Below are 14835 nucleotides of genomic sequence, written 5' to 3'. Positions count from 1 at the left end.
GGAGTGACTTCGATGCTTGCCCCCCTGCTGCTTACGTTGCGCGTCGCCTCGATCGACGCGCCGACGTCGCTCGTCAAGTCGTTCACGCTCGAAGCGGCGGACGGCGCGCGGTTGCCCGGCTACGAGCCGGGCGCGCACATCCAGGTGGAAATCCCGCCCGCCGACCGGGGCGTGCCGCAATGGCGCTCCTATTCGCTGATCAATCTCGACCCGTCGGTCGACACGCGCGCCGGCGTCGCCGCGTATCGGCTCGGCATCCGCCGCGAGGACGAAGGCCGTGGCGGCTCCGCGCACATGCATCGGCTCAGGGCCGGCGACACGCTCAACGTGCGCGCGCCGGTCAACCACTTCCCGCTCGCCGCGCCGCCGCGCGTGCTGCTGATCGCCGGCGGCATCGGCATCACGCCAATCGCGTCGATGGCGGCCGAGCTCGCCGCGCAGCAACGCGACTTCGCGTTGCATTTCAGCGGTCGCACGCGTGATGCGCTGCCGTATGTCGACGCGCTGCGCGCGCTCGCGGGCGACCGTCTGACGCTGCACGCCGACGACGATCCGGCCACGCGCCTGTCGATCGACGCGCTGCTCGACCGCGCGGAAGTGAACCAGCCGATCTACCTGTGCGGCCCGGCCGGCATGATCGACGCGGTGCTCGCCGCCGCGCGCCAGCGCGGCTGGCACGAATGCGACCTGCACTACGAGCTGTTCGCCGAGGCGGCGCCCCAGGACGGCGCCGCGCCGTTCGAGATCGAACTGAAATCGTCCGGCGAGGTGCTCACCGTGCCCGCCGACAAGTCGGTGCTCGACACACTGCTCGAGAACGGCACCGACGTGATGTACGACTGCCGGTCGGGCTACTGCGGCCTGTGCTCCGTACGGGTCTGCAGCGGCGAGATCGAGCACCACGACACCTATCTGTCCGACGCGGACAAGGCCGGCGGCAAGGTCATGCAGGCGTGCGTGTCGCGCTGCGGCGGCGGCCGCCTCGTGCTCGACCTGTGACGCGCGGCGACGCGAATCGACTGAACGAACTGAAACCATCCCAACGGAGACACTGATGAGCGAAACTCTCGTCACCTACGAACTCGACGGCCAGGTCGCGCTGATCGGCCTGAACCGTCCCGACAAACGCAACGCGATCAACGAGGACGTGATCGTGCAGCTGCGCGACGCCGTCGTGCGCGCCGGCGAGGAAGCCGATGCCGGCGTGCTGTTCGGCCACGGCGGCAACTTCAGCGCGGGCCTCGACCTGCGCGAGGCCCTTGCACGCGCGACGGGCCAGACCGAGCCGCCGCGCAAGCGCCGCCGCCACTCGTGGCACGAAGTATTCGACGTGATCGCGCGCGGGCCGATCCCGTTCGTCGCGGCGCTACATGGCGCCGTGGTCGGCGGCGGCCTGGAGCTCGCGACCGCCGCGCACGTGCGCGTCGGCGACACGACCGCGTTCTTCGGTTTGCCGGAAGGCCAGCGTGGCATCTTCGTCGGCGGCGGCGGCACGGTGCGGATCCAGCGCGTGATCGGCTACAGCGTGATGGCCGACCTGATGCTCACCGGGCGCCTGCTGTCGGCCGAGGAAGGCCTGGCCGAACACGTGATCACCTATCTGACGCCCGCCGGCGAAGCGCTCGCGAAGGCGAAGGAGCTCGCAGCGAAGATCGCGCAGAACGCGCCCGACACGAACTGGCGCATCACGAACCTGCTGCCGCGCGTCAACGACCTGTCGCACGAGGACGGCCTGTTCCTCGAATACATGAGCTCGAACATGGCGCGCTCGCCCGAGACGGCCAAACGCCTGCAGGCGTTCGTCGACGGCACCGCCACGCCGCTCGGCCGCCCCGGCCAGCACAAGACCACGGCATGACGGACAGGACGAGACCATGAACACTGCAACCGAAACCGAAACCGAAGTGAATCCACAGGAAGCCGCCGCGCGCGAGCAGGCGCTCGCGCACGTGAAGGCCGCCGAGAAGGCCGCTGCGCAGATCCCCGTCGGCGATGCGCTGCCGCGGCCGATCGCGCAGGCGGCCGTGATCGGCGCCGGCACGATGGGCGGCGGCATCGCGATGGCGCTCGCCGCGGCCGGCATTCCCGTCACGCTGATCGACGCGAACGAGGACGGCCTCGCGCGCGGCCTCGCCCGCATCCGCGACAACTACGACAGCAGCGTCAAGCGCGGCAAGCTCGCGCCGGCCGTGCGCGACGAGCGCCTGGCGCGCATCCGCGGCTCGCTGTCGATCGCCGACGTGAAGGACGCCGACATCGTGATCGAGGCCGTATTCGAGGATCTCGCGCTCAAGCAGGGGATCTTCCGCGAGCTCGACCGGCACGCGAAGCCCGGCGCGGTCCTCGCCACCAACACCTCGGGCCTCGACATCGACGCGATCGCGGCGGTCACGCAGCGCCCCGCCGACGTGGTCGGCGCGCACTTCTTCAGCCCCGCTCACGTGATGCGCCTGCTCGAAGTGGTGCGCGCGGCGCACACCGCCGACGACGTGATCGCGACGCTGATGGACCTCGGCCGCCGCATGGGCAAGGTCTCGGTGCTCGCGCGCATCTACCCGGGCTTCATCGGCAACGCGCTGTTCCGCAACTACAACCGCGAAGCACACTTTCTGGTCGAAGACGGCGCGCTGCCGCACGAGGTGGATGCGGCGCTGAAGAACTTCGGCTACGCGATGGGCATCTTTGCGGTGCACGACATGGCGGGCAACGACGTCGGCTACCAGACGCGCAAGGCGCAGATGGCGACGCGCCCGACCGACCGCCGCTGGAACGACCTGATCATGAAGCTCGTCGAGATGGGCCGCCTCGGCCAGAAGAGCGGCAGCGGATGGTACCGCTACGAGCCGGGCAGCCGCGAGCCGCAGCGCGACCCCGAGATCGAGCGGTTCATCGTCGAGGAATCCGCGCGGATGGGCATCGCACGCCGCCCGATCTCGGCCGAGGAGATCGTCAAGCGCTGCGTGTACGGGATGATCAACGAGGGCGCGAAGCTGCTCGAACAGGGCATCGCGCTGCGCGCGAGCGACATCGACGTCGTCTACGTGACCGGCTACGGCTTTCCCGCGCATCGCGGCGGGCCGATGTACTACGCGGACCAGATCGGCGTCGCGAACGTCTATCGCGACGTGCAGCGCTTCTACGAGACGGATGGCTACTGGTGGAAGCCGGCGCCGCTGCTGGAAAGGCTCGCGGCCGGGAATGGCCGCTTCGCCGATCTCTAGGCGTGCCGGGCGGGCTGCGGGGCTTGGCGTGCCGGTCAGTTCCTGCCCTGCACGCTGTCCGTCTCGCCCACATCCGCCGAGGACGTATCGCGCGGCAGCGTGACCGGGCCATCGTTGAAATACTCGGCCGGCAACGTCGCGAGAAACTCGGAGAAACCGGCTTCGCCACCCGGCGAATGCTGCGCCATGATGGCCTCGGCGGTCGCCTCGTCACCGGAGAGCAGCGCCTGCGCGAGCTTCTGGTGATCGGCGATCACCTTCTCGCGCCGGCTCGGCGCCAGGAACAGCTTGGGCCGGTAGCGCGAAATCAGGCGGCGGATCGAGCGGATCTGGTCGGCGAGATAGTCGTTGTGGCAGGCGTCGCAGATCACCTCGTGGAATTCCGCGTTGCTGCGCGCGAAGCGGCGCGCGTCGCCCTGGTTCAGCGCGTCGACGCCTTCGTCGATGGTCCGTTGCAGCTCGACGCGCTGCGCGTCGTTCATGCGCCGCGCGGCGAGCCGCGCCGACACGGCCTCGAGCTCGTTGAGAAGCTCGAGCATGTCGCGCAGCTGCGGAACCGTCATCTTGATCACGAACACGCCCTGGCGCGGGACGATCTGCACGTATTGCTGGGCGGCAAGCTGCTGGAGCGCCTCGCGGATCGGCGTGCGCGACACGTTGAAGCGCGCGGCAAGCGCGCGCTCGTCGAGTGCCGCGCCGGGCACGAGCTCGCCTCGCTCGATTTCCGCTTCCAGCAGCGCCTTGATTTCCGCCGAGCGGCTCAGTTTGGGTGGCTGACTCATCGAATGGCACGCAATGGGGTTTCCGGGGGATGCGCCAGGCCGTCATGTGCCTGGCGCACCGTATGTGGCCATTATGATACCGCGCAGGTATACCAGAAACTCAAGTCTGTCTTACCCCAATAAAGGGATCGTTGCGGGAGACCGGGGGCGCAACGCGGGCGGTTGGCGTTCGGCCACGGACAGTCGTTCGCCGGCATGGGATCCGGGACGTCCAGACGGTGGCTTTGCCCCAGTTAGCGGCCACTCTATTTGCAGTCTCCGAGTCGCGTCATGGGTTAACAGGGGCAGCCTGCTGGCCATTCACACACCGCGGGAGGTCGGCGGGTACTTCTGCGTCGTTCCGACTCAGTTCCAATCAACGACAAGGGCGGGATAATGATCTTGTGCGTTGTCGAAATCGAACCGCTTGGAGAAAGCGCATGGCTAAGGTATTTCCGCTTCACCCGCTGCATCCGGAGCGGATCTGCTGGGGCTGCGACCACTACTGCCCGGCCGGCGACATGCGCTGCGGCAACGGACAGAGCCGCACGCAGCATCCGGCCGAATTGCTCGGCGACGATTGGTACGAACAGGGAGACTGGGGGCTCACGGTGAGCCAGGGTGACAAATGCGTCACGCCTGCCGGGTTGACGACATCCAATTCTGCGAATCATTGACGCTGAAGAAATTACACGAACGACGCTCTACTTTGGAAGCCTCCATTGATCCAAAGCCAGGTCGAATGGCAGCAACGGGGTCGACCACTGCCCGATGTCGATCAATCTACGGCGGCCCAGATCGCCTGATCGATGTCGGACCGGGTTCGGCCAAGAGTTGCCGTTCGCGCAACACACGAAGCCGTCATTCCAACGGCCGGTTCACTTTGGAACCCTGCCGGATGCACGATGGAAGCAAGTCGGCCGATCGGGTCAGCGGCATCGTACCGAACATCACGCTGCGCGAATGACTGCTTCGTGTGATGCGCATGCCCTTGAGTCGAAAGCCCCCCAGCCCGGACCCGCATAATCGCTTCTAAAATGCGGTAACCAATCTAGGCGGGAGAAGGGTTTTGCGGCCGTATCGAAGGTGGCGCGGGACGCATACTGGACTCTGGCGTGGCGAAGTTTCGCAGGCCTCCTATCGGAACGCAGGGCTGCGCGGCGCGACGGCTAGAAGGATTGTGCCTCGCCTCCGCCTAGTTCACCAGACTGTAACTTCTCATCGGCCAGTTGCGTTTGCTCCAGCAACCTTGCGCGCACGGCCTTCTCAATTTGCTCATGCAGCGGCTTGCCTTCGTTCTTTAGCTTCTCATGAGCCGATCCCCTCATCTTGTGATCTTCGCTTTGAACACCGACTTCAAAGGCGGCCAAGGCTCCCCAAATAACCTCCGTCTGCTTGTTGAACATTTCGCGTAGACCGTCTGGCAAGAAGATGGAGTTCGTCTTCACAAAGCCGTCAGCCGCAGCGAGCGCATCCCGCGCCTTGTAGTAGCGCTTGTCGGTTTCGAGTTCCTGCCAGCGCTTGTCCCGATCCTCCGGACGCTTATCGCGAATAGCCTGCTTCTGTGTTTCCGACAAATGCTCTCGCTTCGACATGAACTCTTCAAGCTCGGGATCGGACATCCATCGTAAGGACGCGTAGCTCTGGAGCGGAGAACATAACCAATCGGCGATGCTGTACGCCTCGCTAATCTTCTCCCAGGCTTCCGGGATGATCTTGAACTCGCGTTCCTGTAGTTTTAGCGACCCCTGGATCACGGTATCGAGCTTGGCCTTGATGCGCTGCAGTTCCTTCGCCTGCTCGTGCTCGAATTCCTTCTGGCGTTTTGCGAAGTGAGCGTCCACCCACCGCTCGGCGGACTTCTGCAAGATGAGCCAACCAATCCCGACCGATGCACCGCCGTATAGAACGACCTGGCCGATGAGCTTAATCAGTTCGTCAAATGTCACGCTGGCCCTCTTTTTGTGGTTGTCGCAACGCGCATATTCGCATGAACTTTACTAGGTGCGCGGCGGGTTACTACCCGAAGGAGGTGTTACTGGGATATTTGTTTGTGGCTCGGCTTCAGGTTTCGGTTCAATGCAGTTTGGATCGCAGTACTTCTTCAGGTCAGGATTCTGTTTAATCCAAAAGAAGAGTACTTTTACCCAGTCCTCCTTCTTTCCGGCAAGCACAACGTAGTTCGCCATCGCCTTTAGGATAGCGGCGAGGGCGCATTCCTCCAAATCGTCAATTTCCACGATCCCATCTTCGCCCTTGTCAAAATGCTTCAGGGCGTTAATGAGGAGCATGTCATTGACCGCCTTGCCGACTTCCTGCCGGGGCCGTTCGATTCCAGTTCGCAACGCCTCTCGCTTGATGATGTCATCGGTGAAGTTCTCCTGTCCAGAATTGAGAACGAGCCGGGAGAGAATGACATCTGCCGCGCCAGCTAGCGTGATGACCGAGAAACGGTCGCGACCTGCGATGAAGAGGCTGACTGCCGCTCGAAGCTGGTCTGCCGCGAGTTGGAGGCGAGTGTACGTCTTGGTCGTCATTCTGTTTTCGGCCTCATCTTTGGAGGCACCTCGGCATACTTCTTCATTAGAGCTTGCCCGTCCATAGTCACCCAAGACCATTGCAGGAATGCCTTAACGAACGGCTCTTCTTGTCCGTTCAACTCGATGTAGTCACCGATTGCTTTAGTTAGTGCGTTTGCGGCCTGCCGTTCGAGGTCTAATTCAACAGTTTCTGTGTCGGTCTCGTGCAAATGCTTGTGTGCTGAGATACCGAATCTCTGCTCAATGTAATGGGCGGTCTTAACTCGACCGGGCATCTGACCCTGTAGCTCTGCGTGAACCCGCCGCGCATAATCTATGAACGGTTCCTTGCTCGCTGCGAGCAGAAGGCCGTCCAGTATTCCGCTTGCCGCACCAGCGAGCGTGATGACTGAGTGGTAACTGAGACCTTTCAGGAAGATGTCCACAGCGGTCTCAAGCTGTGATCGCGCGATGTCGCTCTTGTGGAATGTCGGCATATTGCGAGGCGCTCCCGGTTTTCGGATCACGCAAATATACCAGTGCGCCCGCATTGCCACAGCAAGGAGAAGTAGGAGAGGCGCGCGCGTCCGGTCGGCGTCCCGCGCGGCGGGAGACCGGGCCGGAAACCCCCGCCGCGCATAGGGTGTGTACCGCCTAGTAAGGGCGTTAGTGCGGAGGGAAGGTAGGAAGTCCCGCGCCGCGTTCAACTACGGCAGAGCGAATGACCGGACCGGCCAATGACATGTCGGACGCCAAGAGTGACAGGGGACCATTGTTCTCTCATACCTACCGTTACACAGCAATCGGCTTGAGCGTCGGCAACGGGTTGCGTTCTGCCGCTGGCGGCAAGGCAGGCGTTGATCGCGCGATGATCGGCAAGGTTCGACCAAGAAGCGGACATTAGGCATCGACGTGCGCGTTGTTGACAATCGCGGCTCAATTCTGAATGCTATGTCACCTAGAGGTTGATCCAATTTTGGGGAGAAAATGTAATGCCGGACGATGACTTTGAGAATCCGATCGAGACTGCCAAGGGTGCAGTTGAACTTATTGGCACCGTAATCAAGGTTGCCGGTGATCATCCGGACGTTAAGGCTGCAGGAGGCAATCTCGCAAAAACTGCGAAGACACTGACCGAATTCATTAATGTTGGATTGCTTCCGATCGCAGCTATCAATTATGGCTACGGAAAGGCTCGATCATACTTCGAGAAAAAATTCGTAACTGACGTCGAGGCGGCTGCGGGAAATATTCCGCCTGAAAACCTCCAAGAACCAGCTTCTTCAGTAATTGGACCCGTTCTTCAAGGACTGGCCTTCACGCACGAAGAAGATAATCTCAGGGAGATGTATCTTCGGTTAGTTGCTACCGCGATGGACAATCGTCGTGCGTCGAAAGCCCATCCGGCGTTTGCCGAGATCATAAAACAACTGAGCGGATTTGAAGCGGGAATTCTGAAGGCCACACTCATTCATTCCGCACTTCCAATCGCGGAAATTCGTCTTGGAACATACGATGAAAAAATGCAGTTTTCGAAATTTTCATTTCCGACGAGTTATCGAATCTTGCAAACGCACGTCGTTCCGTTTGGTAACAAAGACGGCACTCCATTAATAAATCATGATTTTCCGGCAATGCTGGACAATTGGGTGCGGCTTGGACTCGTGAGCGTAAGCTACGACACATCATTTACTGACGAAGGCTCATATGACTGGATAAAAACACGCCCAGAATATCTTTATTGGGTTCCGCAAGATGCGCCACCGCAAGGAAAACTGGATGTAGCCAAAGGCCAACTTAAATCAACTGCTTTTGGTCAACAATTCGCAATGGCGATCGGCGTTAAGGGCGAGGCATAGGGGCATAGGGGCATAGGGGCATGCAAACGCATCGCACACTGAAGTTTGACCCGGAGTTCATGTGATTGAATGGCCGCTATCAAGCAAAGCGATTGACTGCTCCGGGTCGACTACGGCCGACCGCATCAGGCCGGAATGCGCCTGCAGGTGGCGGGCGCAATAACCGGCGCCGGCCACTCTGTGCCAGCATATAGTCCTGCACCGCGTCAAGGGTCCGCTGACGCCAGGCTTCGCCTGCCCTTGATGTGGCTATGCTTGTCCGAATGAAGGTGGAGAACGACCTGGCCCATGACCGATGAGTCAGTTCGTCAAATAGACCTTGACAAACTACTGCTCATAGAAGGGGGCTCTTGAAATGTCCGTCCTCGAATTAGAAAAGCTGGCCGTCAAGGGCTGGCCGTTTCTCGTTGGCGCGCTTGCTTTTGTCACTGCGGTTCTAACCGCCTTCGGTGCGTGGTTGACCATTAGGAAAAATCGGGCCGAAATACGCAAACTCGCGCTGGAGACCGAAGAAAAGGCTCGTCTGAAATCGACTGCGGAGGAAACCGCAAAAAGCGACGAAAAAGCGCTGGAATTCGTCAACGTGAAAATCGCTGACAATAACGACGATTGGGCGGAAAATGACGGCGTGAGGTTTCCCTGTTTGTACCATGAGAATACGAAACTTGCAATGAGCAAGTTTTCTCGTATGCAGTACTTTTCGATAAAAAATGGTTTGTCCGATTCAACGCCTAGCTTTGACGTTTTGCTTCATAATATCCGCGAGAGGGATTTAACGATCCTGGCCGTAGGGGTGCGAGTGGTCTATGTCGCGCATTTTAGCTACCAAATCCTGGGCTACGCGGGCGATCTCCCAGAGGCCCGCAAGTTGCCAATGAATGAGACATACGTTATTGAGATGCCGAAAATAGGCGTCTCGGATGTCGAATTGGACGAGGATGGGGATGGTGGCGAAGCGGTAAATGTCTTGGTCAAAGCCTCATGCGAACCCTACGTTCTCGAGGCTGGCGCCTATTTTCGTTACCGAATTCTCCTCAACAATTGGTGGGGGCGCATGCCGACAAACGCGATTTTGCGCCTGTGGGTGCTGACGGGCACGGGCGAACGAGAGTCACATGAGCTTTACGTGCGATACGGGGACGCTTAAGAACCGAAGACTGAAGGACGACCATCTCCGTTCGTGAGCGCGGAGGGGTTCATCGGTGTGGTATCGATCTCGCCGGGTCACCGGGACTGCGCCGGTTGGCTGCTGAACATCCGGAAGCAGCCACTCGTTTGCCCTCGCCACGAACGGCTCTTGAGGGTCGCAGGCGGCCCTTGGAGGAGCGGCATAAACCAAACCCCGGCCCGTCATACGGCCGATGTCAGCTGGAATCTGGAGCCGTAGACAACTAAGCTCGATGCCACGGAGCGAACTTGGGCCGGAAGCTTTCATACCCGCCTCACGTTTGCGCGCGACGGGTTACGCGATCCCGGCGAAGCGTTGCTCTAGATAGGCGATGATCGCGTTGGACTCGTACAACCAGCGCGACTGGCCCTCTTCTTGAATATGCAGGCAAGGCACTTTGATCTTGCCGCCACCGGCCAGCAAACGATCCCGTGCGATGGGATCGTTTTTGGCGTCGTGCAGCGTCATCGGTACATTCAGACGATGCAGGGCGCGCCGCGTCTTGACGCAGAAGGGGCACGAATGGAACTGATACAGCGATAGCCGCGCCGCTTCTTTTTCTACATTCGCCTGACCTTGCGCCCCACGGCGCTGCGGGCGTGGGCGACTGACGGCGTCGCTGAGTAAAATCAACTGGCCGAGACCGACGCGTAGGGCTTTTATCAACATAGAGACTACCTTGAACGGCGAATGGGAGTGGGCAAGTCTACTCTTTCCAAGATCCGACTGCTCCCGGCATAACCAGGGCGACCGCGATGGGCAGCGAACGACCGTAGTCGGGCCGGCCACGGTGGTCGGGATCGGCCACAACCGGTCGTTCGGCAAGCGGCGAAACCTGTCGTTGGAACGGCGGCAATACTCCGGAACCGGACGGACGAACTGCGCGCACAAATCGGTCTGAGCGGCCATTGGGGCGCGCTGACTGCTAACATAAGAGCTACCAGCTCGTGAGGTCAATGAGATGCGAGTCAGCGAATTTCATAGAGGCCGCTGCGTCCCTACCGGCTGCAGTAAGGCCGTATATACAGCCGCAGCCGATCCTGTACGTCAAAGCAGGCGAAATTGCTTCGCAAACGGGAGGCGTTCATATAAATGCACATGATTATCAAAGGGCAGATGAAGCGCGCTCGCGGAACCCGTCCGTCTGCCGCTAATCAATTCTACGATCTCGCAAGATAAGCAGTACTTCGCATATCGATCTAGCCTGCTCCTTGAGCCTTACTGCGACAAAACCCCTTCGAAAACAGGTCAACCGGCGCCAGGTTGAGCAGGGTGAGATGCTCCGTGTCGGAGATCGCGTGCTCGACCAGATACTGATCGAGCTCGGTCGGTGTCACGTTGAGCTTTTGCGCCAGTGCAGATTTTCATGTGACTGAAATGGGCCGCAAGGAATGAGCACCTCTATAACGCCGTGAGCTCGCTGTCCTTGCCCACGCGCTCGCCGGGTTCTTCTGTTCGTTTAGTGTCGGGCTGCCGTGACAACGTAACGACCTGAGGGCAGCGAAGGCATGCCGCGTAAGAATTCTCGGCAAACCAGCGACAAGTGGCGCGAATCTGGCAAGGTGGCGCCACGTCCACCACCTCTATCAGTTCGGCGACGATCTTCTTGCCGAGGCTACATCTCCCGCCATCATAGTTTCCGCATCTAGCCCCGTCGCAACGCGCAGCGATCCTGAAAACAAGGTTTGGATCGAGCCCGGTATTCTCGACGTCTTCGACAGGGACGTGAGCTTCAGACTTGAGGTACGACACCTCGGGTTGACCGGCCGTGCCACCCACAATCGCGAACACTCTCGCCTCGGGCATATCAGGCTGGCCGCTTGGACAGGAGTACTGCTCAGTGGCTGGCTTCATGTCGACCTCCATCGACCGGCTCGAAGTCAAAGTTCGGTGAATGGCACTTCGGCACCGCCCTTGTCCATGAAGCCACTAAAGGACCTGTGCCCGGAGATCACCGTTAGTGGTTCGGCCTCGATGCCTTTTGATCTCAACTGTGAGGCGATCTCATTGGAAAGCTTCTCCGCCGCCTGAGGATCGAGGTCCCTCAGCCAGCGACCCTGGATCCGCCAGTTAAAAACGACATTTCTGTCCTCGACATCCGTGTTCAATCGCTCGGATGCCAGCTTGATTGCCGCGTCAATCTCAGTCGAAAGGGTGGCCAGAGAAACCACCTTCGCCTTCTTTCCGGATGTAGACATGCTTCCTCCTCGGTGACGTGAATTTCACGCGTGTTTCGGAACGGACCAGGCTTCGACGCCTAGCAGAGTCTAGATAACGTTCACGTGCCCATCAGGTACAAGCGGACACGTCCCCCCTTCAAAGCTGATCGTGAGCTGATGTGTTAATACCATGCCGCCTATGATCTGGGCCGCCTGATCGGGTGTCATGTCCGGATTTGCGTTATTGACATCCTGCGCTATTACAAGGAATGTCCACATGCCGCGATCATCGACGGTAAACTGATAGCCACCGGTGTACACTCCGTCCAACGCCACCGCGTCGCCGAAGCGACCACCCGCGCCGTTGTCTTGTAGGACGAACTTGTCGAACCGGCCATTCGGCCCGGTGAGGAAGCACTGCACAAATAGCTCGGCACCCTTGAAAAGGGTACCGTCCGACGCAAGGAATTGAGCTTGAACGATAAACGGCTCGCGCTTGTATGAGCGCACGACGTCGGGTGCAGTGATCTCATAACTGGAAAGAACGTGGACATTGTTTTGCGTTTCGTCCACGGTGTACGTCAGGTCTCCTGCCGTGGTCGAACGCGTATAGGTCCATTGCGCGCCGATGGCAAACGGTTTGCCCAGCTGGACGGACTCCAGATAGATGAGCTTTGCCTTAAGGTTTTCCGATGTCGTTAGGACACCAGAATGAGTGTTTGTGTGGTCCTGCCCCCGCCGGAATGGGTCCCTGACGTCGGACAATCCTGCTGCAGTTGCGACCGCAGCAGCAGCCGCAAGCAAACCGGCGGCGACAGGGCTTGTGCCGCCCCCAGAGGCGCGAATGCCGCAGCAGTCCTTGGTGCCGTCTTCGCCACCACCACTCGTACCGCCAGACACGGTAAGATCACCTGATCCGGACAACCCTTGCACGACGGCAGCTGCTGCCGCGAGTATTAGCGCTATCAGGCATAACACGAGCTTCCACCACGGGTCACCGAACGGCAAATCCCCGTACTGGCCAGTGTATGGAGCGTCCGGCACCAGATTGACGACAAGTTGGTGCGGAAGGAAGGGCCCGCATGCCGGTGATTTTCCATCCTTCGTCGCGCGCACGAACTCGCGCGCCAGCATCGTTGTAACGCCCTCGTGAATGGGTGTTGAGGGGGAGTCGCAGTCGCATCCGCAGGGCTGGGTGGTACCAACCAGGTCGACGAACTGGACCGCAAGTTGCCCTTCGGGCACGATCCCGGTGAACGTTTTGGTTGCCGGATCGAACTGCACGGATGCCACAAAAATGCGGGCGAAAAGACGCTTGCTCGCGGCCGACGTCTGCACAATAAAGCTGATGAGGTGCTTGCCGGGCGAAGCGCCAGAAAAATTCGCCTGCCAGGTGAACAGCTCGGACGCCCCGGGACTGAGCGGGTTGACGGGATAGGTGACAGGCGTTACCACAATGCCGGGATCATCGACACTTTCAAGATAGACTCTCGCCTGGTCGCTCGCCGATCCTCCCTTATTCCGGAAGTGCGCATTGATGCCCTGCATGCCCAGCGTCGAGACGAATATCCCGTCAGGCAACATGAGGCCGCTGATGTATTCGGTTGCAAACGCGCGGTTCGGAATATCAAGCGTTACGCTCATGATCCTGCTCCATGTCCGAAACAACCAGAACGCTCAACCCGCCGACAATACGGTCCCTGGCGTGCTGCGTGACGTGCAGCAGGGCCGAGCCCGCTTCCAGCGTCCCGACCAGGGTGAAACCGGTGCAGGTGAATGGCGCGACCCTGACGTCCTCAATGACGCGGGGCGCCGTGGCGTATTGCGAAGGATCCGGACACGTTGCCCTGAGAAAACCGTGACCACGCAACTGCCCTGCTTGGATACTCAGCTTCTTGCTGAAGGGCGCGGCATCCCTGGAGGGGGCCTGCCGCGCCCGGATCGAGAAGGTCTGCTCAATACGCCTCGGATTGCAGACCTGGAACGGATAGTGAAAAAGTCCCATCTTGCTGGCGACCACGACGCCGAGGTTGCGTTGTGCGACGGTCGGGTCCGCGTCGCCGTCCAGTACGGACGGGGGCGGTCCCTGTCCTTCAACGACGGCGGCAATGATGCATTCATGCCCGTTATTCACGAAACTGGGCTGCCACACCTTGAGTTCGAGCGTATTGTTCGATTGACCGCCGTACACGGTCACTGAACTCGTGCCAATCGGTACGGCATTGACAGAAGTAATAATTCCGAGTGCCGGATTTGCCCAGTAGAAGTAAACCGTGGCATTGTAAATGTCGGCATTGGTGGTATTTCTGACATTCGCCGCAGCGTAGTACTTCTGACCAACAATCGGCGAAAGCTCTCCGGGCGAGGGCTCACTGGGGTTTGAGATTGGGGTGACCCACACATTGGGGCTCAGCCACCAGGGATCGCCGTGATCGATTACTAGACCGGCCATGATGAACCTCGCATTCTGCTTCTTCAAAACTGGATCAGGTCGACACTACGAGCGTAGGTTGACGCGGCAAGCCATTGGCGGAACTCCGCAGCGGATCGACAGTTTCCGGCGCTTCAATACCGCAGGCAACGCTAAGTCCTGCCGGATCGCAGGTAAGGCCGAAAGATTTGAACGGCACCATGGACGCATGAAGGAAAACGTGCGTGTGCGCGCCAAGGTCCCTCATAAGCGAAATCAGAAAGGCCGACAATGCAGATAATTTCGTTAGTGGACAGCGTGACTGTTTCGCTCATGTCGGCACTCCTGAAATGACCGGGCATCAGATGGCGTGGCCACGCTTGCTGCGCGCGTGTGGATCGCCATTCTGGCCCGATACGGCCCAGCTTCACTCTAGTACGTGGAAGGCACATATCAAAGTGCGCGTCAGAAAAAATGTTGGTCAACCCTGGAAAATCGGGAGTGCCTCCAGATGCACGTTCGGCCACCGGGGAAGCGCTTCATTAAAACGTTGTGTCGCTTGACGACCGTCGTTGACCGTCGTTGTTTGGGCAACTTGAGGGGCAGTGTCGATCGTGCGGTGCTGCTTGCTCAGGCAAGGCCCAGCCGCACAACGGATCGAGCTGCGCGGGGACAGTCAAGATTGAAATCCCCGACAGCGACGTTTCGCCCTCTGCAAAGCGATTTTTCTCCTTGAAT

The 14835-nt window shown here is 60.0% G+C and carries 15 protein-coding genes and 1 pseudogene; 7 read left to right on the top strand and 9 right to left on the bottom strand.

The window, feature by feature from the left end; translation table 11 throughout:
• Positions 1–12: 12 nt before the first annotated feature.
• From LIG30_RS17250 to LIG30_RS17240, 3 genes are read left to right on the top strand one after another with little or no spacing between them, the layout of a single operon-like run.
• Positions 13–999 (top strand): PDR/VanB family oxidoreductase, encoded by a 987-nt coding sequence (locus tag LIG30_RS17250; protein WP_038713846.1) that lies wholly within the window; start codon positions 13–15, stop codon positions 997–999.
• A 55-nt stretch (positions 1000–1054) separates the two neighbouring features.
• On the top strand, positions 1055–1858 hold the full coding sequence (locus LIG30_RS17245; protein WP_038713843.1) for a crotonase/enoyl-CoA hydratase family protein: 804 nt from the start codon (positions 1055–1057) through the stop codon (positions 1856–1858).
• A 16-nt stretch (positions 1859–1874) separates the two neighbouring features.
• Positions 1875–3221, top strand: a complete 1347-nt coding sequence (locus LIG30_RS17240) for a 3-hydroxyacyl-CoA dehydrogenase (RefSeq protein WP_051995072.1) — start codon at positions 1875–1877, stop codon at positions 3219–3221.
• Between the two features lie 35 nt (positions 3222–3256).
• On the opposite strand, the gene LIG30_RS17235 is transcribed toward LIG30_RS17240, so the two are convergent.
• Entirely contained in the window at positions 3257–4003 is a 747-nt protein-coding gene (locus LIG30_RS17235) for a GntR family transcriptional regulator (RefSeq protein WP_051995071.1), read from the bottom strand.
• A gap of 419 nt (positions 4004–4422) precedes the next feature.
• Here LIG30_RS17235 and LIG30_RS17230 point away from each other — a divergent pair, with 419 nt between their 5' ends.
• The gene (locus LIG30_RS17230) at positions 4423–4659 is read left to right on the top strand and encodes a DUF3079 domain-containing protein (RefSeq protein ID WP_038713841.1); all 237 of its coding nucleotides are present in this window, start codon (positions 4423–4425) and stop codon (positions 4657–4659) included.
• 492 nt (positions 4660–5151) lie between these two features.
• Here the strand turns inward: LIG30_RS17230 and LIG30_RS17225 are convergent, their stop codons facing one another.
• From LIG30_RS17225 to LIG30_RS17215, 3 genes are read right to left on the bottom strand one after another with little or no spacing between them, the layout of a single operon-like run.
• On the bottom strand, positions 5152–5931 hold the full coding sequence (locus tag LIG30_RS17225; RefSeq protein ID WP_038713838.1) for a hypothetical protein: 780 nt from the start codon (positions 5929–5931) through the stop codon (positions 5152–5154).
• A 51-nt stretch (positions 5932–5982) separates the two neighbouring features.
• Positions 5983–6519 (bottom strand): hypothetical protein, encoded by a 537-nt coding sequence (locus tag LIG30_RS17220; protein WP_038713837.1) that lies wholly within the window; start codon positions 6517–6519, stop codon positions 5983–5985.
• On the bottom strand, positions 6516–6947 hold the full coding sequence (locus LIG30_RS17215; RefSeq protein WP_152986140.1) for a hypothetical protein: 432 nt from the start codon (positions 6945–6947) through the stop codon (positions 6516–6518). The genes LIG30_RS17220 and LIG30_RS17215 overlap by 4 nt, the downstream gene beginning before the upstream one ends.
• A 546-nt stretch (positions 6948–7493) precedes the next feature.
• Between LIG30_RS17215 and LIG30_RS25455 the strand changes: the two genes are divergently transcribed.
• Both LIG30_RS25455 and LIG30_RS17210 read left to right on the top strand, forming a co-directional pair.
• Positions 7494–8360 carry a DUF4393 domain-containing protein gene (locus LIG30_RS25455; RefSeq protein WP_083494075.1) on the top strand — a complete coding sequence of 289 codons (867 nt, stop codon included), beginning with the start codon at positions 7494–7496 and terminating at the stop codon, positions 8358–8360.
• Positions 8361–8715: 355 nt separating this feature from the next.
• A complete protein-coding gene (locus tag LIG30_RS17210; protein ID WP_038713834.1) occupies positions 8716–9507 on the top strand; it encodes a hypothetical protein in 792 nt (263 codons plus the stop codon).
• Between the two features lie 315 nt (positions 9508–9822).
• Here LIG30_RS17210 and LIG30_RS27305 read toward each other — a convergent pair whose 3' ends face one another.
• A complete protein-coding gene (locus tag LIG30_RS27305) occupies positions 9823–10437 on the bottom strand; it encodes a glutaredoxin family protein (protein ID WP_235510330.1) in 615 nt (204 codons plus the stop codon).
• Positions 10438–10620: 183 nt separating this feature from the next.
• Here LIG30_RS27305 and LIG30_RS27025 point away from each other — a divergent pair.
• Positions 10621–10707, top strand: a pseudogene (locus LIG30_RS27025) (IS6 family transposase); the annotation flags it as partial.
• Positions 10708–10929: 222 nt separating this feature from the next.
• Here LIG30_RS27025 and LIG30_RS17200 read toward each other — a convergent pair.
• The 4 genes from LIG30_RS17200 to LIG30_RS17185 form a co-directional block, all read right to left on the bottom strand.
• Entirely contained in the window at positions 10930–11382 is a 453-nt protein-coding gene (locus LIG30_RS17200) for a nitrogen fixation protein (RefSeq protein ID WP_152986139.1), read from the bottom strand.
• A 26-nt stretch (positions 11383–11408) separates the two neighbouring features.
• On the bottom strand, positions 11409–11726 hold the full coding sequence (locus LIG30_RS17195; RefSeq protein ID WP_038713830.1) for a hypothetical protein: 318 nt from the start codon (positions 11724–11726) through the stop codon (positions 11409–11411).
• A gap of 69 nt (positions 11727–11795) precedes the next feature.
• Positions 11796–13331 carry a hypothetical protein gene (locus LIG30_RS17190; protein WP_152986138.1) on the bottom strand — a complete coding sequence of 512 codons (1536 nt, stop codon included), beginning with the start codon at positions 13329–13331 and terminating at the stop codon, positions 11796–11798.
• Positions 13315–14166: a hypothetical protein gene (locus LIG30_RS17185; RefSeq protein WP_038713826.1), complete on the bottom strand. Its 852-nt coding sequence runs from the start codon at positions 14164–14166 to the stop codon at positions 13315–13317. The genes LIG30_RS17190 and LIG30_RS17185 overlap by 17 nt, the downstream gene beginning before the upstream one ends.
• Between the last annotated feature and the right edge of the window lie 669 nt (positions 14167–14835).

Origin of the sequence: Burkholderia sp. lig30 (assembly GCF_000687455.2) — a bacterium.
In the GTDB taxonomy this organism is placed as follows: Bacteria; Pseudomonadota; Gammaproteobacteria; order Burkholderiales; family Burkholderiaceae; genus Burkholderia.
This window is presented reverse-complemented; position numbering and strand designations above follow the sequence as displayed.

Bases quoted from the DNA above. Each gene is read 5' to 3' on its own strand.
- LIG30_RS17190 (WP_152986138.1), bottom strand. From the start codon at position 13,331: ATGAGCGTAACGCTTGATATTCCGAACCGCGCGTTTGCAACCGAATAC.
- LIG30_RS17240 (WP_051995072.1), top strand. From the start codon at position 1,875: ATGAACACTGCAACCGAAACCGAAACCGAAGTGAATCCACAGGAAGCC.
- LIG30_RS17210 (WP_038713834.1), top strand. From the start codon at position 8,716: ATGTCCGTCCTCGAATTAGAAAAGCTGGCCGTCAAGGGCTGGCCGTTT.
- LIG30_RS17245 (WP_038713843.1), top strand. From the start codon at position 1,055: ATGAGCGAAACTCTCGTCACCTACGAACTCGACGGCCAGGTCGCGCTG.
- LIG30_RS27305 (WP_235510330.1), bottom strand. From the start codon at position 10,437: ATGGCCGCTCAGACCGATTTGTGCGCGCAGTTCGTCCGTCCGGTTCCG.
- LIG30_RS17230 (WP_038713841.1), top strand. From the start codon at position 4,423: ATGGCTAAGGTATTTCCGCTTCACCCGCTGCATCCGGAGCGGATCTGC.
- LIG30_RS25455 (WP_083494075.1), top strand. From the start codon at position 7,494: ATGCCGGACGATGACTTTGAGAATCCGATCGAGACTGCCAAGGGTGCA.
- LIG30_RS17250 (WP_038713846.1), top strand. From the start codon at position 13: ATGCTTGCCCCCCTGCTGCTTACGTTGCGCGTCGCCTCGATCGACGCG.
- LIG30_RS17220 (WP_038713837.1), bottom strand. From the start codon at position 6,519: ATGACGACCAAGACGTACACTCGCCTCCAACTCGCGGCAGACCAGCTT.
- LIG30_RS17195 (WP_038713830.1), bottom strand. From the start codon at position 11,726: ATGTCTACATCCGGAAAGAAGGCGAAGGTGGTTTCTCTGGCCACCCTT.
- LIG30_RS17200 (WP_152986139.1), bottom strand. From the start codon at position 11,382: ATGAAGCCAGCCACTGAGCAGTACTCCTGTCCAAGCGGCCAGCCTGAT.
- LIG30_RS17235 (WP_051995071.1), bottom strand. From the start codon at position 4,003: ATGAGTCAGCCACCCAAACTGAGCCGCTCGGCGGAAATCAAGGCGCTG.